Raw genomic sequence first — 19,032 nt, 5'->3', positions numbered from 1 at the left:
TACCGAGGGCCGGGCCCCGGCTGGGTGGGCCCGGCCTGACGGGCGCCTACTGGAAGGTGATCGGGACGTGGACGTCGTACTTGCGGTCCTCGCTGTCGAAGTGGTCCGCCCGCGTCACCACGGCGCACTCGACGTCCTGGCCGCAGACGCTGCCGTCATCGAGGGTGGCCTTGACGTAGATCCGCACGCTGAACGTGCCGCCCGTGCCGAACTTGGAGCTGTTGGCGAACAGGCCGCCGAAGGTGTTGTTGACCCAGTGCGAGGCACCGGTGGAGCCGTCCTCGTCCTGGCCGCCCAGGCACGGGGTCGGCTTGGTGGCGCCCTGCTCGCCGTCGACCACGCACAGGCTGACGTAGACGCCCTGGCCGGTGTTGTAGCCGGAGCCGGAGACGGTGATGACCTGGCCCGTGGCGGCGGCCGTGGCGGGGGAGGTCAGCGACAGGTTGTAGGTCGTGCCGCCGTCGGTGACCGTGCGGGTCGAGGTGGCGGCGGAGGCCGAGCCGGCCAGGCCCAGGGTCAGGGCTGCGGAGGCGGTCACGGCAACGGCGGCGCGGGCGGCGGTGCGGGCGGAGGGAACGGGTCTCATGGTGAGGTGTTCGCCTTTCTCGGTGCGGGCGCCTCGATCGGGACAAGGAACCCGGCAGGGGGGTTAGGTAAGGCAAACCTAAATACGGGTAGTGGCTGTTTGTCAACGGACGGCCAAGAGCCCAACGGGCCTGTGTCACAGGGGAGTTGGGCGTGCAGAAGAGCGGGCCGTGCTGCCCGCTCCTCGTTGCTCAAGAGCTACGCCCGCGCCCGTACGCCGAAGTCCACGGCCGCCCGGCGTTCCCCGGTCACGGTGGTGAGCTCCACGGTGTGCGCGCCTTCGCCGGCGGTGCCGTACACCGGGAACGTGCGCGAGACCCGCCCCGTCTCGTCGGCCACCGCCTGGTACCGGGTGTCGTCGTCGATCGCGACGAGGACGACCTCGCCGGGCTCGAACCCGGCGCCGGTGACGGTCTGTTCGCTGCCGGGGGTGAGGGTGGGGTGGGTGACGTCGGCGGAAGGTGCTGTCGCCGGCCGGGGGGTCGCCGCCGTGCCACCGGCGCCCTCGCCGGGTTTCTCGTCGGAGGAGTCGGGTGCCGGCTGCGATGTGTTCTCCGGTGCGGCTTCGGTTGGTTTGCCGCCGGTCCCCACCGTCAGGTCCAGCGCCCCGTACCCGTCGCCCGCCGTGAACCGAGCTCCGCTCCACTCGGAGAGTAGCGCCGCCCCGTCCTCCGTGAGCGACGCGTGGAGCCCGGTCCAGGTCAGGCCGGTCGACCGTACGACGGGTTCGGTGCCGGATTCCACGCCGGCCAGGGCGAGTTCGCGGACCCTGCCGTCGACGACCGTACGCGCGTAGAGGGTGCCCTCGTCGCCGTCGAGCCGCAGCCGGAGTCCGCCGAGGGGCAGGGGCCGCGTGGCGGCGGGGGAGGTCAGCAGGGCCGAGCCGCCCAACTCGACCTCCGCCTCGCCGGTTTCGCGGTCGGCGCCGCCGCCGGTCGTCGGGAACCCGGCTCGGCCGGCGGATCCCCGTACGGCGGGTTCGGCCACGTCGAGCGAGATGCCCTTGTCCCCGAGCTGGGCGGATGCCGTGTTCCAGCTCGCGTGGCCGCCCGAGACCTCGCGGGGGAACGCGTCTGCGTCCTGTGCCGCCGCGCCGCCCGGGCAGAGCAGCGCGAGCAGGGCGCCACCCGTCACGGTGGCGGCGCCGGGTCTCTTCGTCATCTTCGAGTCTCCTTTCGGAGTGCGGTGTTGAGTGCGGGTCAGCCCGCGGTCGGTTCCGCGTGCGCCGTACGCCGCCTGCGTGCCCACAGCCAGGTGCCGGCGCCGGCCGCGACCAGGCCCGCCGCAGTGGCCCCGGCCGTCAGGGCGATGGAGCCGGTGCTCGCGAGCGGTCCGCCGGACGTCTCCTCCGTGCCGTCGCTCGAACTGCCGGTGCCGCCGCCGGTGGTGCTCGCGCCGGCCGTCGCGGTCGGCGTCGCGGAGGCGCCGGCGGCGTTCGACGTGCTCCCGCCGCTGCCGCCGAAGGTCACCGGGATCCGGACGGTCTGGCTCTGGTCGCCGCCCCGCGTGTGGTCGTTGCGGGTGATGACGGCGCATTTCACGCCGGACTTGGTGCAGTCGGTGTTCGCGTCCTTGGCCCGCACGGTGAGCCGCACGCTGAACGCCCCCTTATGGCCGCTGCCTTCGTACGGTTTCGCCAACCCCTCGCCGTACGAGGGCGGGTTCGAGGAGATCCATGCGGACGCCCCGGACTCGCCGGACATGTCCACTCCGCCCACGCAGGGCGTGGGGGTCTTCCCGGCGCCGTTGTCCACGCAGAAGGCGACGTAGATGCCCTTCTCGGTGTTGTAGCCGGAGCCGGCCACGGTCACCGTCTCGCCGTTCGGATCGAGCCCCGAGGACTTGGAGACGGTGAGTTTCTGGCCCTCGGGGCCGGTTGCCGAGCCGCCCGCCGTCGAGGCCGGGCCGGCGGTCGAAAGCAGCAGGGCGGCCGCGCCCGCGAACCCGAGAATCCGTCCAACTCCCTTACGGTGCAGGCCACTTGCCCATGTCATGGAACACCCCCACCAAGGAGAAACTAAGGGAAGCCTAACCTAAAGTATTGCTCAATGATGTGCCAGGAGAGACGAAAGGAAACCCATGCGCGTATTCCGGAGACGCCTCGCCGCCCTTGGTCTGACGCTCGCGCTGCTCACGGGCGCCTGCGGTGGCGGCGGGAGCGCGTCGGACGGTTCGGCCCCGGTGGCGGACTGGGCGAGCGAACGCGCCACCGCGGCCGAGAGGCAGCTCGCGAAGAACACCCTCGTGCCGCTCGAAGGCGAGCCGCCCACCCCGAAGTTGCCGGTCACCGTCGACTCCTCGGACGGGCGCGAGGTGACCGTCGAGGACGCCTCCCGCATCCTGCCGCTCAACGGCGGTGTCGCCGAGATCGTGTTCACGCTGGGCCTCGGTGACCGTGTCGTCGGCCGCGACATCACCGCCACCTTCGCCGAGGCGAAGAACCTCCCGCAGGTCACCAAGGCGCACGACGTGAGCGCGGAGAGCGTGCTCTCGCTGCGTCCCACGGTCGTGCTGGCCGACACCGACACCGGGCCCAAGGAGGCGACCAGATCCGCGACGCCGGTGTCCCCGTCGTCGTCCTCGACCCGGCCACCCAGCTGTCCGACGTCACCACGCGCACCACCCGCATCGCCGAGGCGCTCGGCGTCCCCGAGGCGGGCAAGGCCCTCAACGAGCGCATGAACGATGAACTCGCCGCCGCCCGCGCCGCCGTGCCCAAGGGCAGCAAACCCAAGGTCGCCTTCCTGTACATGCGCGGCAGCGCGGCCGTCTACCTGATCGGCGGCAAGGGCTCGGGCGCCGACTCGCTGATCGAGGCCGCGGGGGCGGTGGACGCGGGCGAGGAGGCCGGGCTGGACAAGCCGTTCACACCGATCACCGGTGAGGCGCTGGTGCGGGCGCAGCCGGACGTGATCCTGATGATGACCAAGGGCCTCGAGTCCGTCGGCGGCATCGACGGACTGGTGAGGATTCCCGGGATCGGCCAGACGCCGGCCGGGATGAACCGGCGGGTGGTCGACATGGAGGACGGGGTGCTGCTCGGGTACGGGCCGCGGACACCGTTGGTGATCGACATCCTGGTGGATCGCCTCCACCGAACGTGAGCGGCTACCGCTCCCTGGAGGGCACCTTCCTCGGCGGCTGCCTCCTGATGACATCGGCGTCGAGGTCGTCGATGGCCTGGACGATGTCGCCGAACACATCCGCTGGAGCAGCATGGACTGCCGCGTCCGCGAGCCCGGTGAGCGGAGGCGGGCTCAGGGCTCCGTCGGCACGCACAGGACCGGGGTGTGTGACAGGTGCAGCAGTTTGTGCGGCGTGGAACCCAGCAGGGCGCCGCGAAGAGGGCTCTCTCCCCAGCTGCCGACCACGATGAACCTGGCCGCATGGCGCGTCGCGGCGTCGATGAGCGCGTCCGCCGGTTTCTGGTCGATGACCTCCACGGTCGTGCGTACGCCGGCCTCGTCGGCCACTGCGACCGCGTGGGAGAGCGCGGAGCGTCCGGCCTCCTGGACGGCGTCGCGGTGCGCCGTGTACTCCTCGCCGAGGGCGCCCGGTGCCGCGGCGCCGTAGACCAGCACGAGGGGCTCCCCGAACGCGGCCGACACCTCGATGGCCACGCGCAGTGCGCGGACCGCGCCCGGGGACTCGTCGTATCCGAGAACGACCGACATCTTCAGCGCTCCTTGTCGCCGTGGACGAGATCGGGGTCGGCCACTTCCGGGCGCTCCGACCAGAAGACGGGTGCCATCAGCCGCCACCCGACCATCAGGACCACCCCCACCAGGGCGATCCCGATGCCGATGACCAGCGGAGGGCCGAGCCCGAACCACGAGACGCCGCTGTAGGAGTTCGCGGGGTCGGACATGTCACCGACCGACTCGACGAGCAGCCAGACCAGCAGTCCGGCGCCGACCAGGGGACCGAGGCCGATGAGGACGAAGTGGTGCAGGCTCTCGGTGAGATGGCGGCGGTAGTAGACCGCGCACGCGATGCCGGTGAGCGCGTAGTAGAACGCGATCAGCAGGGACAGCGCGGTCAGCGAGTCGAAGAGGGCGTTCTCGCTGATCTGGCGGACGGCCAGATACCAGGCGATGGCGATGCCGGCGACCCACCACGTACTCACGTCGGGTGTGCGGAACCGAGGGTGGATGTGCGCGAAGTGGGCCGGCAGTGCGTGTCGGCGTGCCATGGACAGCGCCGTCCGGGAGGCGGGGATGATCGTCGTCTGCGTCGACGCCAGGCCGGAGGTCGAGACCGCCAGCAGCACGACCCAGTCCCAGCCGCCCATCGCCTCCTCGGCGAGCAGCGCGAAGATGAACTCCTCCTCCTCGGCGTTCTCGGCGAGGAACGCGGGTCCGGCGTAGGTCACGACCGCGTAGGCGACCGCCACATACGTCACCAGCAGGACGACCGTCGACCACACGGCCGCCTTGCCCGGCGCGGTGGCGGAGTCCTCGACCTCCTCGGTGAGGTTGACCGCCGACTCCCAGCCCCAGTAGATGAACACGCCCAGCAGCAGGCCCGCGGTCAGCTCGGCGCCTCCCGCCCCGAAGGGGTCCAGCCAGCCGACCGCCGGGTCGACCGAGTCGAGGGTGCCGGTGTCGGCGTAGACCCGGTAGAGCGCCACCACGGCGAAGGCGAGCAGGCAGGCGACCTGCGCGAGGATGAGGATGTTCTGCACCCTCGCCGACACCTCCGTGCCGATCACGCACACGGCCGTCATCACGACGATGAGCAGCACCGTGAGCAACTGGCGCACGAACTCGTTGTCGACGAGGCCGTCGAGACCGAAGGCCAGCAGGGCGAACGTCACCGCGACGTCCGCCAGGGATCCGATCACCAGGACTCCGGTCATCGTGATGGCCCATCCGCCGAGCCATCCCGCCCACGGCCCCATCGCCCGCGTGACCCAGGAGAAGGTCGTCCCGCAGTCCTGGTCGACCCTGTTGAGGTAGTAGAACGCGGACGCGATCAGCAGCATCGGGACGAACGACGCGAGCATGACGCCCGGTGCGTAGACACCGACGAGGGCCACGACCGGGCCGATGGCCGCGGCGAGCGAGTACGCGGGCGAGGTGGCGTTGAGCCCGATGACGAGCGCGTCCACGAACCCGATCGCGTCGGCCTTCAGCCCTTCGGGCGGGCGTGTGTCCGTGGTGCCGTCGGCCATGCTCCCTCGCTTCGGGTCGTGGGTGACCTCATCAAACAGGGAGCCGTCGGGTCGGCCTTTGCTTTACCGTCCGGCCGAGGGGTGTATCACCCGTGTGCCCACCCCACGACGGACGGTCGAACACACCCGCGCGCTCAGCCCGTCGCGGCGCCGAACCACCGGGGCAGCGCGCCGAGCAGTTCCTCCTGGTCCTCACCGGCCCACGCCACATGGCCGTCCGGCCGCAACAGCACCGCGGGCACGTCCAGCTCCTCGCTGACGTCGACGACATGGTCGACCCGGTCCGTCCAGCCGGCCACCGAGAGCCGGCCCGTCCGGTCGAGCAGCAGTCCGCGGCCGCCGTGCATCAGCGCGTACAGAGGCCCGCGCTTGAGTTGCACGTCCCGCAGCCGCCGGCCGAGCAGTTCGTGTCCCTCGCCGAAGTCGTAGCGAACCGCGATCGCCGTGATCTTCTCGATCAGGTACCGGTTCACCTCGTCGATGTCCATCAGCTCCGACAGCAGCCGGCGCACCGCCCGCGGACCCGGCTCGGTGGACATCAGCTGCATCTGCGCGCGGGTGTTGTCCAGCACGTCCGCGGCCACCGGGTGCCGCTCGGCGTGATAGCTGTCCAGCAGCCCCTCCGGTGCCCAGCCGTTCACCTCGGCGGCCAGCTTCCAGCCGAGGTTGAACGCGTCCTGGATGCCGAGGTTGAGGCCCTGCCCGCCGGTCGGCGGGTGGATGTGCGCCGCGTCCCCGGCCAGTAGCACCCGGCCGACCCGGTAGCGCTCGGCCTGCCGCGTGGCGTCACCGAAGCGGGACAGCCAGCGCGGTGAGTGCACGCCGAAGTCGGTGCCGGCGACAGCCCGCAGCTGGTGCCTGAACTCGTCGAGGGTCGGCGCGAGCGTACGGTCCTCGGCCACCCCCTCGGCGGGCACGACGACGCGGAACACCCCCTCACCGAAGGGCGCGACACCGAACCGCTTCTCGCTCCTGCGGACTTCGGCGACCACCTCGGCCACCGTCTCCGGCTCCGCGGCCACCTCCATCTCGCCGATCAGCGTCTCGACCCTGCTGGGCTCGCCGGGAAAGCCGACGCCGAGCAGCTTGCGCACCGTACTGCGGCCGCCGTCGCAGCCCACGAGATGGCGCGAGCGCAGGCGCGTGCCGTCGGCCAGCTCGACACTCACCCCGTCGTCGTCCTGACTGAGCCCGATCAGTTCACAGCCACGCCGGATCTCGGCCCCGAGCTCAGTGGCGCGCTCGGCGAGCAGACGGTCGATGACGGGCTGCGGGATGCCGAGGACGTACCCGTGCGCGGTGTCCAGCCGGTCGGGCCACTCCTTGGTGATGCCGGCGAAGAACCCGCCCACCTTGAACTGCCGGCCATGCGCGAGGAACCGCTCCAGCAGACCGCGCTGGGCCATCACCTCGATGCTGCGCACATGCAGTCCGAGTGCGCGGACCACCTTGGTCGGCTCCGCCTCCTTCTCCAGCACGACCACGTGCACACCGTGCAGCCTCAGCTCGCAGGCCAGCATCAAACCGGTCGGTCCGCCACCGGCAACGATCACGTCGATCATCAGAACCCCCTGTCCTCGGCCGGAGATTCTGCGGTACGAAGGGGGCCTTGCCGCAAGACCCCCCGTGCGCTATATGTTGAGAGTGGCAAGGAGTGGGTGACCTCCTTGCCTTTCCCTTTTCCGGCCGTTCCCTTTCCCGTTGTGCGGACGTTCGCCGACGCGTCAGCCGTCGGCAGGCAGCACGGGAGCGGCGTGCGCCGCGGCCAGGGCGGCCAGCTCCTCCGCGTCGCGTGGGCCCGCCGCCGCGTCGTCCAACAGGCCGTGCGCCCGGAGCAGTTGGGCGGCTGCGACGCCCCACGGCAACCGCAGCCCCGCCTGGCGCAGGAGTTCCGTGCGGGACAGCATCGCGGCCGCGGGACCGGTGCGCACGCCGGACGGGGTGAGGAGCGCCGTCTCGTCGGCCCAGCGCAGGGCCAGGTCGACGTCGTGGGTGGCCATCACCACCGTGGTGCCGGACGCGCGCAGCCCGTCGAGGGTGGCGAGCAGGCGTTCCTGGCCGTCGGGGTCGAGCCCGGCGGTCGGCTCGTCCAGGATCAGCACCCGGGGCCGCATCGCGACGGCGCCCGCGATGGCGGTGCGCTTGCGCTGACCGTACGACAGCAGGTGCGTGGGCCGGTCGGCCAGCGCCGTGATGTCCAGCGCGGTGAGCGCCTCGTCGACCCGGGCCCGCACCTCGGCGTCGGGCAGGCCGAGGTTCAGCGGGCCGAAGGAGACGTCCTGGGCGACGGATGCGGCGAAGAGCTGGTCATCGGGGTCCTGCACCACCAGCTGGACGGTCGTCCGTAGCCGGGTCAGCCCCTTGCGGTCGTACGTGACCGGCTCACCCTCGAGCGTCAACCGGCCGTCGTGCGGCCTGAGTCCGCCGCTGAGCAGCCGCATCAGCGTGGTCTTGCCGGTGCCGTTGCGGCCGAGCAGCGCCAGCGCGCGCCCCTCGTGCACATCGAAGTCGAGGCCGCTGAGGACGAGGGGGCCGTCCTCGTAGGCGTAGGACGCGCCCCGCAGGGCGACCAGGGCGGTGGGCTCGCTCATGGCAGGGCCTTCTCCAGTACGAGGGTGAGGGCGGCCAGCGCTGCGAGGAGCGCACAACTCGCGGCCGTGAAGCGGACGGAGACCCGGGCCTCGGGCACCAGGACGCGCAGGGTGCCGTCGTAGCCGCGCCCGGCGAGCCCGGCCTGCAGCCGGGTGGCCCGGTCGAAGGCCCGCACGAACGCGGTGGCGCCGAGCCCGGCCAGCGAACGCCACTCCGCGGCCCGGCTGGTGTGACCGAGCCGGGCGGCCTGGGCCTCCCGGATGCGCCGGACGGAGTCCAGGAGCAGAAAGCTCATGCGGTACGTCACGAGGGCGACGTCCACGACGGGCGCGGGCACCCCGGCCTTCACCAGGCGGGGCAGCAGGTCGGACATCGGGGTGGTGAAGGCGAACAACAGCACGCCGAGGGAGGCGGCCGAGGTGCGCAGCAGCAACTCCCCGGCCCGCGGCCCGCCGTCGTCGGCGAGGGACACGAAGCCCTCGGGTCCGCCGACCTGGACGAGCAACGTGAGCGCGCCGGTCACACAGAAGCCCAGCGGCACCCGGTAGGCACGCCACAGCCGCCGCGCGGGCACGCCCGCCGGGCCCAGCAGCACCGCGAGGGCGGTGACCAGGACCAGTGCGGCGCCCGGCCAGGGCGGCAGCGAGATCGCGAGCACGGTGAGGCCGAGCCCTAGCACCGCCTTGTCCACGGGATGGCGGCGGCGCCAGCGACTGCTGTGCGCCGCCGCGTCGATCGGCAGCACGCGGGCTCAGTCCTGTTCGTGGTGGGTCTTCCCGGCGGCGGAGCCGGCCACGCCCTCCCGCTCCCGCTCCAGCGCCCGCTGCTCACCCTGCCGTCGGCCCCGGTGCAGACCGAAGTAGTAGGCGAGGACACCGGCGCCGAGGGCCGCCTGGAGGGAGAACAGGGCCGACTCGATCTCACCGGACGGTGGTTCGTACAGCGGGGTGAACCACGGTTCATAGTCCGGCTCGAGCTCGGTGATGGCCGTCTCCGCCTCGCCGTCGGCGCCCGTGAACGGTTCCTCCTTGTGGTCGCCGAGGCCGAGCGCGAGCGGCAGCACGGCGAGCGCGGCCACGACGAGCAGCAGCAGGAGGTTGATCTTCGTGTTCTTCTTCATCGGGCCACCGCCTCGGTCTCGGTCCCGGACCGCTTCTTGGTGAGGAGCACGCCCAGCCGGGTCAGTTCGCCCTTGCTGGACTGCACCAGCAGCCGCATCACGAGCACCGTGAGCAGTCCCTCGCTGACCGCGAGCGGGATCTGGGTGACGGCGAAGATGGACCCGAACTTGCCGAGCGCGCCCAGGAATCCGCTGCTCGGGTCGGGGAAGGCGAGCGCCAGCTGGACGCTGGTGACGCAGTACGTGGACAGGTCGGCGACGAAGGCCCCGAAGAACACGGCGACCATCAGCGGCACGTCGAACCGCCGGAGCAGTCTGTAGAGCGCGTACCCGGCCCAGGGCCCGACGACCGCCATCGAGAAGACGTTGGCGCCGAGCGTGGTCAGGCCGCCGTGGGCGAGCAGCAGTGCCTGGAAGAGCAGGGTGATGGTGCCCAGGACCGCCATGATAGGTGGCCGGAACAGGATGGCGCCGAGGCCCGTGCCGGTGGGGTGCGAGCAACTGCCCGTCACGGAGGGCAGCTTCAGCGCGGACAGGACGAAGGTGAAGGCCCCGGAGGCGCCGAGGAGCAGTGTGCTCTCCGGGTGCTCCCTGACCTCACGGGTGAGTGAACGGACTCCGTGGACGACGAACGGCGCGGACGCGACGCCCCAGGCGACGGCGTGCGCCGGCGGCAGGAAACCCTCGGCTATGTGCATGGCTCAGCAGACCCTCTCCAGCACCTCGTGGATGGTTGACGCGCCTTGGCCGGTCTCCTGGCTGACGGGTACCACCGCCCGTGCTCCGCCTTCCCGGGTCCCGAAGGTCCCAGTGGCTGCCCGTGAGGGCTGGAGCCGGACTTCCCGATTCACAGTGGCGAGGGCCGCACCGGCATCACACCGGATTTCCCGTTCACCAAGGCGTGGTGACAGTAGTGCCAGCACAGGGTGGCTGACAAGCGCGCCTCGGGGGCGTGAAAGTGGCGTTCGCGCGCCGCCTCGTCGCGTCTCATTGGTTGAGAATTCATATACCCCGGTAGATCAAGTAAGGCTTGCCTTATATGCTGACGCGGCCCCTCGGCTTCGGCGTGCAGGGGTTCATCGCGTTTCCTCCCGCACGACAGGACCCCCATGCGCACCACCTCCCGCGGCCTTATCGCGGCGCTTGCCCTCACCCCTCTCCTGGCCGGCTGTTTCGTGTCCGGTGAGGGAGGGGGAGACACCGGCGCCGACGGCGGTTCGACGGGACGGCTGCGGGTGGCGCTCGCCGTGCCGCCGGTGCAGGCCCTGTCGCCGTACAGCAACGACGCCACCGTGCTGAGCAAGCTGTCCGTCGCCGAAGGGCTCACCGCGCTGGACAAGGATGGCGTCGCCGCGCCCGCGCTGGCCAAGTCCTGGAAGCAGACGAACGACACCACTTGGACCTTCGAGCTGCGCAAGGCCTCCTTCCAGGACGGCACCCAGGTCACCGCCGAATCCGTCGTCAACGCGCTCGACCACGCGGGCGCCGCCGAGCCCAAGCCCCGCGTCCTCAGCGACGTGACCCTCACCGCGAAGGCCGACGACGCCGACACCGTCACCATCAGCACCAAGGCCGCCGACCCGGTGCTCCCGCTGCGGCTGGCCAGCCCGGCGCTGGCCGTCCTCTCCGCCAAGGCGTTCGGCAAGGACGGCACGGTCAGCCCCGTCGGCACCGGAACGGGCCCCTTCGAAATCACCAAGCTCACCGGCAAGTCCAAGGCCGCGCTGGACCGTTACGACGGCTACTGGGGCGGCAAGGCCAAGGCGCCCGGCATCGACGTGACCTGGATAGCCGACGGCACCGCCCGCGCCAACGCCCTGCGCGGCGGCGACGTCGACATCGCCGAGTGGATCCCCACCGCCCAGGCGAAGCTGCTGGACGACAAGACCCGGCACGAGGTGCCGTCCGTACGGACCGACAGCCTCGTTCTCAACACCGGCAGCGGCCTGTTCACCGACCCGGCGCTGCGCGGCGCCGCCCGCGAGGCCGTGGACGGTTCAGCTCTCGTCGACTCGGTCTTCGGCGGGTACGCCGACCCCGCGCAGGGCCTGTTCGGGCCGGCGGTCCCGTGGGCGGCCGACAAGCGCGTCGAAGTGACGGGCCGTGCGAAGGCCGCGACCACCGCGCAGGTGAAGGCAAAGACCGAGGGCAAGACCCTGCGTCTGGCCACCTACACCAACCGCGCGGAACTGCCCGAGGCCGCCACCGTCCTGCAACAGCAGCTGGAGAAGGCCGGGTTCACCGTGAAGCAGGACGTCCGCGAGTACACGCAGATGGAGGCCGACCTCCTCGCCGGCAAGTACGACGCGCTCGTCTTCTCCCGGGTGACGCTCCTCGACACCGGCGACGCGGTCGCGTACCTGGCGAGCGACTACACGAGCGACGGTGTGTACAACATCGCCGGTCTGAAGGACGCCAAGGTGGACGAGGCCATCAAGTCCGCGGCCGAGGAAGGCGACACGACGAAGCGGCAGCAGAAGATCATGGCCGCCGAGGCGCAGATCCTGCGCACGGATGCCGTCGTGCCGCTGGTCCACGAGAAGGTCGTGCAGGGGATTTCCACCGATGTCGAGGGCGTGCTCCTCGACCCTCGTGAGCGCTCCCTGATCGACGTCGACACCCACCTGAAGTAGCGGCCGATGAGCGTTACGTCGGTCGGTACCGAGGCCGGTCCGTCCCGGTGGCGCGCGGGCCTCGGCCGCCTCACCGCAGGAGCCTCCCTGCTGACGGCCGTGGCCATGCTGCCCTGGCTGTCCGGCAACGACCCCGCGCTGACGGTCCTGCGGGCCCGCTCCGCCGACCAGGACCCGACCCCCGCGCAACTGGCCGCCGTACGAGGACAACTGGGGCTGGACGAGGGGCCGATCGCGCATCTCGCGCACTGGCTGGGCGGGCTGCCGCGGGGCGACGCGGGCACGTCCTGGGTGTCGGGGGAAGCGGTCCTGCCCCAGGTGACGAGCGCCTTCGCGGTCTCCTTCACGCTGATGCTCGGCGCGCTCGTGGTCACGGTGGCGGTCGCCGCACTGGTCAGTGCCCGCACCCTGTATCTCGGCTCCCGGCGACGGCTGAACCGGGGGAGAGGTGCCACCGGTGCCGCGATCCTCGCCGCGCTGCCCAAATTCCTGCTCGCCTCGCTCCTCGCCACGGTGTGCGGGGTGTGGCTGGGCTGGTTCCCGTCCAGTGGGTGGGAGGGGCCGCCGTCGATGGTGCTGCCCTCGCTCGCCCTCGGTGTCCCCTCCGGGGCGATGATCGGCGGTCTGCTCGACCAGTCGCTGCCCGCCGCCTTCAACGAGCCGTGGGCCCGGACCTGGCACGCCTACGGCTTCGCACCCAACCATGTCGCCCGGCACGCGCTGCGGCGCACGCTGGCCGGTGTGCTCCCGCAACTCCTGCCGACCGTGGTGGCCCTGGTCGGGGGCGCCGTCGCGGTGGAGAAGATCTTCAACATTCCCGGGCTCGGCCGCCTCGCCCTGGACGCCGCCATCGCCCAGGATCTCCCGCCCCTGCAGACCGCGACCTTGGTCCTGGTCCTGCTCGGCACCGCCGCCGGCCTGCTCCTCCAGGCCCTGCGTCGCGCGCTGCTCGGCCCGGCCCTGCGGGACGGGGCCCTGCCCGCCCTGCATCCGCCCGCCCTCCCACGAGGGCGCTCCACCCGCTGGGCCGCCGCAGCCTGCGCCCTCGCCCTGCTCGCACTGGTCGTCGCCGGACTGCTGCGCGATCCACTGCACGTGGACACCGCGGCCCGGCTGCTCCCGCCCTCGGCCGCACACCCGCTGGGCACGGACGCGCTCGGCCGCGATCTGCTGGCCCGCCTCGGCCACGGGGCGCTGCGCACGGTGGGCGTGGCCCTCGCGGTGACCGCGGTCTGCACCGTCACCGGGCTGTTGCTCGGCATGGCGGCACAGGTCGGTGCCGGGCTCACGGAAGTGGTGTCGACGATGCCGGCGGTGCTCGCCGGACTGCTGACCACCGCCGTGACCGGCCCGTCGGCCTGGGGCGCCGCGCTGGCGGTCTGCCTGGTCGGCTGGACCCCCTACGCCGCCCAGGCCGCGGCCCTGCTCGAACAGGAACGGGCCAGCGGCCACATGCTCGCGTCCCTCTCGTTCGGTGCCGGCCCGGGCTATCTGCTCCGCCATCACCTGCTGCCGGCCGTACTGCCCGGCGTCCTGCGCAACGCGCTCCTGCGCCTGCCGACCACGGTCCTCGTCCTGGCCTCCCTCGGCTTCCTCGGTCTGGGCGAGCAACCGCCCACCGCGGAATGGGGCCGCCTGCTGTCGGAGAACCAGCCGTATGTGGAACTGGCGCCCTGGACCGTACTCGGCCCGGCCTGCGCACTGGTCCTGCTCTCCGTCCTCGCCATGTCCGGCACGGCATCGGGACGGAGCCGGGCCCGCGGGTGACCGTCGGCGTGCGGGTCGGCGTGCCTGGAACAGGCCAATCCCTCGGCAGGCAGCTGCTCGACCTCTCGCCGCGTCGTAGGAAGTTCTCCCACAGGCGCGTAACGTGAAGCGACATGAAGATCCTCATCAGCGCCGACATGGAGGGCGCCACCGGCGTGACCTGGCCGGGGGACGTGCTGCCGGGGACGCCCCAGTGGGAGCGGTGCCGGGGGATGTTCACCTCGGATGTCAACGCCGCCGTGCTGGGCTTCTACGACGGCGGCGCCGACTCCGTCGTCATCAACGAGGCCCACTGGAGCATGCGCAATCTGCTGCTCGAACGGCTCGACGAACGGGCGGAGATGCTCACCGGCCGGCACAAGGCCCTGTCCATGGTCGAGGGTGTGCAGCACGGTGACGTGGACGGCATCGCCTTCGTCGGCTACCACGCGGGCGCAGGCATGGCGGGTGTCCTCGCCCACACCTACCTCGCGAACCAGATCACCGGGGTGTGGCTGAACGACGTACGGGCCAGCGAGGGACTGCTCAACGCGCACGTCGTCGCCGAGTACGGCGTCCCCGTCGTCCTCGTCACCGGCGACGACGAGGCCTGCGAGGACGCGCTCGGGTACGCGCCCGAGGCCCTGAAGGTCGCCGTCAAGGACCATGTCTCGCGGTACGCCGCCGTGTGCCGTACGCCGGCCAGGACCGCGGCCGACATCCGCGCCGCGGCCAAGGAGGCGGCCGCGCTGGCGGTCCGTCAGGAGCCGGTGAGCGTCGGCCCGTTCACGATCGCTGTCGAGTTCGACGCCGAGCACCTCGCGATGGCCGCCACCGTGGTCCCCGGCGTCGAACGGATCGGCGAGCGCAAGGTGGCGTACACCAGCGAGCGCATGTACGAGGGAATCCGTACCTTCAAGGCGGTCACCACGATCGCCTCGGCCGCGGTGGAGGAGCAGTATGGCTGACGGGCAGGCACTGGACGAGGTCGTGACGTTCACCTCCGACCTCATCCGCATCGACACGACAAACCGGGGCGGCGGCGACTGCCAGGAGCGCCCGGCCGCCGAGTACGCCGCCGCGCGGCTGGCCGAGGCGGGCCTGGAACCCACCCTGCTGGAGCGCACCAAGGGCCGTACGAACGTCGTCGCGCGCATCGAGGGCACCGACCCGTCGGCCGACGCGCTGCTCGTCCACGGTCACCTGGACGTGGTGCCCGCGCAGGCCGACGAGTGGAGCGTGCATCCCTTCTCCGGGGAGATCCGCGACGGCGTCGTGTGGGGGCGGGGCGCGGTCGACATGAAGAACATGGACGCGATGATCCTCGCCGTCGTCCGGGCCTGGGCCCGCGAGGGCGTACGGCCCCGCCGTGACGTCGTGATCGCGTTCACCGCCGACGAGGAGGCCAGCGCCGAGGACGGCTCCGGATTCCTCGCCGATCGGCATGCCGGGCTGTTCGAGGGCTGTACCGAGGGCATCAGCGAGTCCGGCGCCTTCACCTTCCACGACGGCGGCGGGCGGCAGATCTACCCGCTCGCGGCCGGGGAACGCGGCACCGGCTGGCTCAAGCTCACGGCACGCGGGAGGGCCGCGCACGGCTCCCGGCCCAACCGGGAGAACGCGGTGACCCGCCTCGCCGCGGCCGTCACCCGGATCGGCGCCCACGAGTGGCCGCTGCGGCTGACCCCGACGGTCCGCGCCGCCCTCACCGAACTCGCCGCGCTGTACGGCCTCGACGCGGACCTGGACGACGTGGACGGCCTGCTGGAGAAGCTCGGCCCGGCGGCCAGGCTCGTCGAGGCAACCGTCCGCAACAGCGCCAACCCGACCATGCTGGAAGCCGGGTACAAGCTCAACGTCATCCCGGGGGAGGCCTTGGCGTACGTCGACGGCCGGTATCTCCCCGGCTTCGAGGACGAGTTCCGCGCGACCATCGACGAGCTCACCGGGCCGGACGTGGAGTGGGAGTTCCACCACCACGAGGTGGCCCTCCAGTCGCCCGTGGACTCGCCGACGTACGCCCGGATGCGCGCCGCCGTCGAGGAGTTCGCGCCCGAGGGGCACGTGGTGCCGTACTGCATGCCCGGTGGCACGGACGCCAAGCAGTTCTCCCGGCTCGGCATCACCGGCTACGGCTTCTCTCCGCTGAGGCTGCCGGAGGGCTACGACTACGGGGCCATGTTCCACGGCGTCGACGAGCGCGTGCCGGTCGAGGCGCTGCACTTCGGCGTCCGCGTTCTCGACCGTTTTCTGCGCGCGGCCTAGCAGAGTTGGGGGAGACAGTGCGGACGCTGGCGTACGGTTCCTGGCCCTCGCCCATCGACGCGGCCCTCGCCGCATCGCACGAGGGGCGCCCCGAGTACGTGGGCTTCGTCGGCGACGAGGCGTGGTGGACCGAGCCCCGGCCCACGGAGGGCGGGCGGCGCACGCTGGTGCGGCGGCGGGCCGACGGGCACGAGGAGGCGGTACTGCCCGCGCCGTGGAACGTGCGCAGCCGGGTCGTCGAGTACGGCGGGCAGCCGTGGGCCGGAGCGGTGGTCGACGGCCGGTGGCTCGTCGTCTTCGTCGACTTCGCCGACCAGCGGCTCTACCGGTACGAGGAGGGCGGCGAGCCGCGTCCGCTCACTCCCGTGTCCGCGGTGGGCGGTGGGCGGCGCTGGGTGGAGCCGCAGGTGCGACTCGGGCTCGGTGAAGTGTGGTGCGTGCTGGAGGAGTTCACGGGGGACGGGCCCACCGATGTACGGCGTGTCCTGGCCGCCGTCCCGCTGGACGGCTCGGCGGCGGAGGACCGGGGCGCCGTACGAGAACTCACCGACGACCGGCACCGGTTCGTCACCGGCCCGCGGATCTCACCCGACGGGCGGCGCGCGGCGTGGCTCGCCTGGGACCATCCGCGCATGCCGTGGGACGGTACGGAGTTGCTGGTCGCCGACGTCGGCGCGGACGGCGCGCTCGGCGGACCGCGGACCGTCGCCGGGGGCTCGGAGGAGTCGATCGCCCAGGTGGACTGGGCGGCCGACGGCCGGCTGCTGTACACGAGCGACCGTGGCGGCTGGTGGAACCTCCACCGTGACGGCCGACCGCTCTGCCGGCGCGAGGAGGAGTTCGGCGGACCGCTGTGGAAGCTCGGCCTGCGCTGGTTCGCCCCGCTGGAGAGCGGGCTCGTCGCCGTCGTGCACGGCCGTGGCTCGACCGCTCTCGGGATACTGGACCCCGAGACCGGCGAGATCGTCGACGCGGCCGGCCCCTGGACCGAGTTCGCGCCCACGCTCGCGGTGAGCGGGGAGCGCGTGGTGTCCGTCGGCGCCAGTCCGCGCAGCGCCTACGAGGTGGTCGAGTTGGACACGCGGACCGGCCGGTCCCGGGTGATCGGGGCCGCGCACGACGACGCCGTGGACCCTGCCTACTACCCCGAACCGCAGATCCGCACCTTCACCGGCCCCGCCGGAGACGATGTCCACGCGCACATCTACCCGCCCCACAACCCCGGTTGCACAGCCCCCCGCGACACCCCGCCGCCGTACGTCGTGTGGGCGCACGGCGGCCCCACCGACCGGGCGCCCCTGGTGCTCGACCTGGCCATCGCCTACTTCACCTCGCGCGGCATCGGTGTCGCCGAGGTCAACTACGGCGGCTCCAGCGGATACGGGCGGGAGTACCGCAACCGGCTGCGCGAGCAGTGGGGCGTGGTCGACGTCGAGGACTGTGCGGCCGTCGCGCTCGCCCTCGCCGACGAGGGCACCGCCGACCGCGAACGGCTCGCCATCCGGGGCGGCAGCGCGGGCGGTTGGACCGCGGCCGCGTCGCTGACCACGACCGACGTCTACGCCTGCGGCACGATCCTCTACCCGATCCTCGACCTGGAGGGCTGGGGGACGGGAGAAACGCACGACTTCGAGTCCCGGTACCTGGAGACCCTCGTGGGACCGCTCGCGGAGGTACCCGGACGGTACGCGGAGCGCTCGCCCACGGCCCACGCCGACCGCGTCAACGTGCCCTTCCTGCTGCTCCAGGGCCTGGACGACGTGATCTGCCCGCCCGCGCAGTGCGAGCGGTTCCTGGCCCGGATGGCGGGGCGCGGGGTGCCGCACGCCTACATCGCCTTCGAGGGGGAGGGCCACGGGTTCCGGCGGGCGGAGACGGTGATCCGCGCTCTGGAGTCCGAACTCTCCCTGTACGCCCAGGTCTTCGGGCTGAACGCGTCCGGGATCCCGAAGCTGGAGCTAGCCAAGTGAACACGCTCGTACGGCCGCCGCGACTCGCCCCCGGCGCCCGCGTGGCCGTCGTCGCGCCCAGCGGGCCCGTGCCCGAGGAGCGGCTCCAGGCCGGGCTCGACGTGCTGCGCGGCTGGGATCTCGACCCGGTGGTGGCGCCCCATGTGCTCGACCGGCACGGCGAGTTCGGCTACCTCGCGGGCACCGACGCGCAGCGCGCCGCCGATCTCCAGGGCGCCTGGTGCGATCCGTCCGTAGATGCTGTGCTGTGCGCTCGGGGCGGGTACGGGACACAGCGCTTCGTGGACCTGCTCGACTGGGACGCGATGCGCGCGGCCGGACCGAAGGTGTTCGTCGGCTTCAGCGACATCACCGTGCTGCACGAGGCGTTCGCCACCAGGCTGGGCCTGGCCACGCTCCACGGGCCGATGGCGGCGGGCGTCGACTTCGTCAAGAACACGCGGGCACAGGAGCATCTGAGGGCCACCCTGTTCGACCCCGAGTCGGTGCGCACGATCGCCTCCACCGGCTCCGCACTGGTCCCGGGCCGGGCACGGGGCGTCACCCTCGGCGGCTGTCTCTGCCTGCTCGCCGCCGAGCGGGGCACCCCGCACGCCCGAACCTCCGCGCGCGGCGGCCTGCTGTGCCTGGAGGACGTGGGCGAGGAGACGTACCGGCTCGACCGCTACCTCACCCAACTCCTGCGCGCCGGCTTCCTCGACGGCGTGCGCGGCGTGCTGCTCGGCTCGTGGCAGGAGTGCGAGCCGTACGAGCGGGTGCGTGCGCTGCTCCTCGACCGGCTCGGTGGCCTCCGAGTGCCCGTTGTGGAGCAGTTCGGGTTCGGGCACGGTGAAGGGGCGCTGACGATCCCCTTCGGGGTGAGCGCCGTACTCGACGCCGACGCGGGGACGTTGACCCTCGACGAGCCCGCGCTGGTCTGACCGCTCTTCACTGAATCTCCGTCAACAA

Annotated in this window: 16 protein-coding genes, 1 pseudogene and 1 riboswitch; of the genes and pseudogenes, 7 read left to right on the top strand and 10 right to left on the bottom strand. The window is 72.0% G+C overall.

The window, feature by feature from the left end:
• Positions 1 to 46: 46 nt before the first annotated feature.
• From IF78_RS0100770 to IF78_RS0100760, 3 genes are all read right to left on the bottom strand, one after another.
• Positions 47 to 586 (bottom strand): hypothetical protein, encoded by a 540-nt coding sequence (locus IF78_RS0100770; RefSeq protein WP_031475742.1) that lies wholly within the window; start codon positions 584 to 586, stop codon positions 47 to 49.
• Between the two features lie 197 nt (positions 587 to 783).
• A complete protein-coding gene (locus IF78_RS0100765; RefSeq protein ID WP_031475744.1) occupies positions 784 to 1,746 on the bottom strand; it encodes an HtaA domain-containing protein in 963 nt (320 codons plus the stop codon).
• A 38-nt stretch (positions 1,747 to 1,784) separates the two neighbouring features.
• Positions 1,785 to 2,579, bottom strand: coding sequence for a hypothetical protein (locus tag IF78_RS0100760; RefSeq protein WP_031497941.1), 795 nt, complete (start codon positions 2,577 to 2,579; stop codon positions 1,785 to 1,787).
• A gap of 85 nt (positions 2,580 to 2,664) precedes the next feature.
• Between IF78_RS0100760 and IF78_RS43195 the strand changes: the two are divergent.
• Positions 2,665 to 3,689: pseudogene (locus IF78_RS43195) on the top strand (heme/hemin ABC transporter substrate-binding protein).
• 153 nt (positions 3,690 to 3,842) lie between these two features.
• Here IF78_RS43195 and IF78_RS0100745 read toward each other — a convergent pair.
• The 7 genes from IF78_RS0100745 to IF78_RS0100715 all read right to left on the bottom strand — a co-directional run bounded on the left by IF78_RS0100745 (position 3,843) and on the right by IF78_RS0100715 (position 10,168).
• Positions 3,843 to 4,259: a universal stress protein gene (locus IF78_RS0100745; protein WP_031475748.1), complete on the bottom strand. Its 417-nt coding sequence runs from the start codon at positions 4,257 to 4,259 to the stop codon at positions 3,843 to 3,845.
• Between the two features lie 2 nt (positions 4,260 to 4,261).
• Entirely contained in the window at positions 4,262 to 5,758 is a 1,497-nt protein-coding gene (locus tag IF78_RS0100740; protein WP_031475750.1) for an APC family permease, read from the bottom strand.
• Between the two features lie 134 nt (positions 5,759 to 5,892).
• Positions 5,893 to 7,320 (bottom strand): rifampin monooxygenase, encoded by a 1,428-nt coding sequence (rox, locus tag IF78_RS0100735; protein WP_031475751.1) that lies wholly within the window; start codon positions 7,318 to 7,320, stop codon positions 5,893 to 5,895.
• A 162-nt stretch (positions 7,321 to 7,482) separates the two neighbouring features.
• Positions 7,483 to 8,349 (bottom strand): ATP-binding cassette domain-containing protein, encoded by an 867-nt coding sequence (locus IF78_RS0100730; protein WP_031475753.1) that lies wholly within the window; start codon positions 8,347 to 8,349, stop codon positions 7,483 to 7,485.
• Positions 8,346 to 9,095, bottom strand: a complete 750-nt coding sequence (cbiQ, locus tag IF78_RS0100725; RefSeq protein WP_031475755.1) for a cobalt ECF transporter T component CbiQ — start codon at positions 9,093 to 9,095, stop codon at positions 8,346 to 8,348. Before cbiQ ends, IF78_RS0100730 begins: the two co-directional genes overlap by 4 nt.
• 6 nt (positions 9,096 to 9,101) lie before the next feature.
• Complete coding sequence (locus tag IF78_RS0100720; protein WP_031475757.1) at positions 9,102 to 9,470, bottom strand: energy-coupling factor ABC transporter substrate-binding protein; 369 nt, start codon at positions 9,468 to 9,470, stop codon at positions 9,102 to 9,104.
• A complete protein-coding gene (locus IF78_RS0100715) occupies positions 9,467 to 10,168 on the bottom strand; it encodes an energy-coupling factor ABC transporter permease (protein ID WP_031475759.1) in 702 nt (233 codons plus the stop codon). Before IF78_RS0100715 ends, IF78_RS0100720 begins: the two co-directional genes overlap by 4 nt.
• 30 nt (positions 10,169 to 10,198) lie before the next feature.
• Positions 10,199 to 10,384: riboswitch (cobalamin riboswitch) on the bottom strand.
• Between the two features lie 195 nt (positions 10,385 to 10,579).
• Here IF78_RS0100715 and IF78_RS0100710 point away from each other — a divergent pair.
• From IF78_RS0100710 to IF78_RS0100685, 6 genes are all read left to right on the top strand, one after another.
• Positions 10,580 to 12,103 (top strand): ABC transporter substrate-binding protein, encoded by a 1,524-nt coding sequence (locus IF78_RS0100710; RefSeq protein WP_031475761.1) that lies wholly within the window; start codon positions 10,580 to 10,582, stop codon positions 12,101 to 12,103.
• A 6-nt stretch (positions 12,104 to 12,109) separates the two neighbouring features.
• Positions 12,110 to 13,870, top strand: coding sequence for an ABC transporter permease subunit (locus tag IF78_RS0100705; protein ID WP_031475763.1), 1,761 nt, complete (start codon positions 12,110 to 12,112; stop codon positions 13,868 to 13,870).
• Between the two features lie 113 nt (positions 13,871 to 13,983).
• Positions 13,984 to 14,817 (top strand): M55 family metallopeptidase, encoded by an 834-nt coding sequence (locus IF78_RS0100700; RefSeq protein ID WP_031475765.1) that lies wholly within the window; start codon positions 13,984 to 13,986, stop codon positions 14,815 to 14,817.
• Positions 14,810 to 16,114 (top strand): M20/M25/M40 family metallo-hydrolase, encoded by a 1,305-nt coding sequence (locus tag IF78_RS0100695; RefSeq protein ID WP_031475767.1) that lies wholly within the window; start codon positions 14,810 to 14,812, stop codon positions 16,112 to 16,114. Before IF78_RS0100700 ends, IF78_RS0100695 begins: the two co-directional genes overlap by 8 nt.
• Positions 16,115 to 16,119: 5 nt before the next feature.
• Entirely contained in the window at positions 16,120 to 18,084 is a 1,965-nt protein-coding gene (locus tag IF78_RS0100690; protein WP_031475769.1) for a dipeptidyl-peptidase 5, read from the top strand.
• Positions 18,081 to 19,004 (top strand): S66 peptidase family protein, encoded by a 924-nt coding sequence (locus tag IF78_RS0100685; RefSeq protein WP_031475771.1) that lies wholly within the window; start codon positions 18,081 to 18,083, stop codon positions 19,002 to 19,004. The genes IF78_RS0100690 and IF78_RS0100685 overlap by 4 nt, the downstream gene beginning before the upstream one ends.
• The last annotated feature ends 28 nt before the right edge of the window (positions 19,005 to 19,032 follow it).

The sequence above is a fragment of the Streptomyces bicolor genome (assembly GCF_000719285.1).
GTDB lineage: Bacteria > Actinomycetota > Actinomycetes > Streptomycetales > Streptomycetaceae > Streptomyces > Streptomyces bicolor.
This window is presented reverse-complemented; position numbering and strand designations above follow the sequence as displayed.

Excerpts from the sequence above, each read along its gene's own strand:
- IF78_RS0100765 (WP_031475744.1), bottom strand. The coding sequence starts at position 1,746 with ATGACGAAGAGACCCGGCGCCGCCACCGTGACGGGTGGCGCCCTGCTC.
- IF78_RS0100700 (WP_031475765.1), top strand. The coding sequence starts at position 13,984 with ATGAAGATCCTCATCAGCGCCGACATGGAGGGCGCCACCGGCGTGACC.
- IF78_RS0100710 (WP_031475761.1), top strand. The coding sequence starts at position 10,580 with ATGCGCACCACCTCCCGCGGCCTTATCGCGGCGCTTGCCCTCACCCCT.
- IF78_RS0100740 (WP_031475750.1), bottom strand. The coding sequence starts at position 5,758 with ATGGCCGACGGCACCACGGACACACGCCCGCCCGAAGGGCTGAAGGCC.
- IF78_RS0100730 (WP_031475753.1), bottom strand. The coding sequence starts at position 8,349 with ATGAGCGAGCCCACCGCCCTGGTCGCCCTGCGGGGCGCGTCCTACGCC.
- IF78_RS0100745 (WP_031475748.1), bottom strand. The coding sequence starts at position 4,259 with ATGTCGGTCGTTCTCGGATACGACGAGTCCCCGGGCGCGGTCCGCGCA.
- IF78_RS0100760 (WP_031497941.1), bottom strand. The coding sequence starts at position 2,579 with ATGACATGGGCAAGTGGCCTGCACCGTAAGGGAGTTGGACGGATTCTC.
- IF78_RS0100715 (WP_031475759.1), bottom strand. The coding sequence starts at position 10,168 with ATGCACATAGCCGAGGGTTTCCTGCCGCCGGCGCACGCCGTCGCCTGG.
- IF78_RS0100695 (WP_031475767.1), top strand. The coding sequence starts at position 14,810 with ATGGCTGACGGGCAGGCACTGGACGAGGTCGTGACGTTCACCTCCGAC.
- rox (WP_031475751.1), bottom strand. The coding sequence starts at position 7,320 with ATGATCGACGTGATCGTTGCCGGTGGCGGACCGACCGGTTTGATGCTG.
- IF78_RS0100770 (WP_031475742.1), bottom strand. The coding sequence starts at position 586 with ATGAGACCCGTTCCCTCCGCCCGCACCGCCGCCCGCGCCGCCGTTGCC.
- IF78_RS0100705 (WP_031475763.1), top strand. The coding sequence starts at position 12,110 with ATGAGCGTTACGTCGGTCGGTACCGAGGCCGGTCCGTCCCGGTGGCGC.
- IF78_RS0100720 (WP_031475757.1), bottom strand. The coding sequence starts at position 9,470 with ATGAAGAAGAACACGAAGATCAACCTCCTGCTGCTGCTCGTCGTGGCC.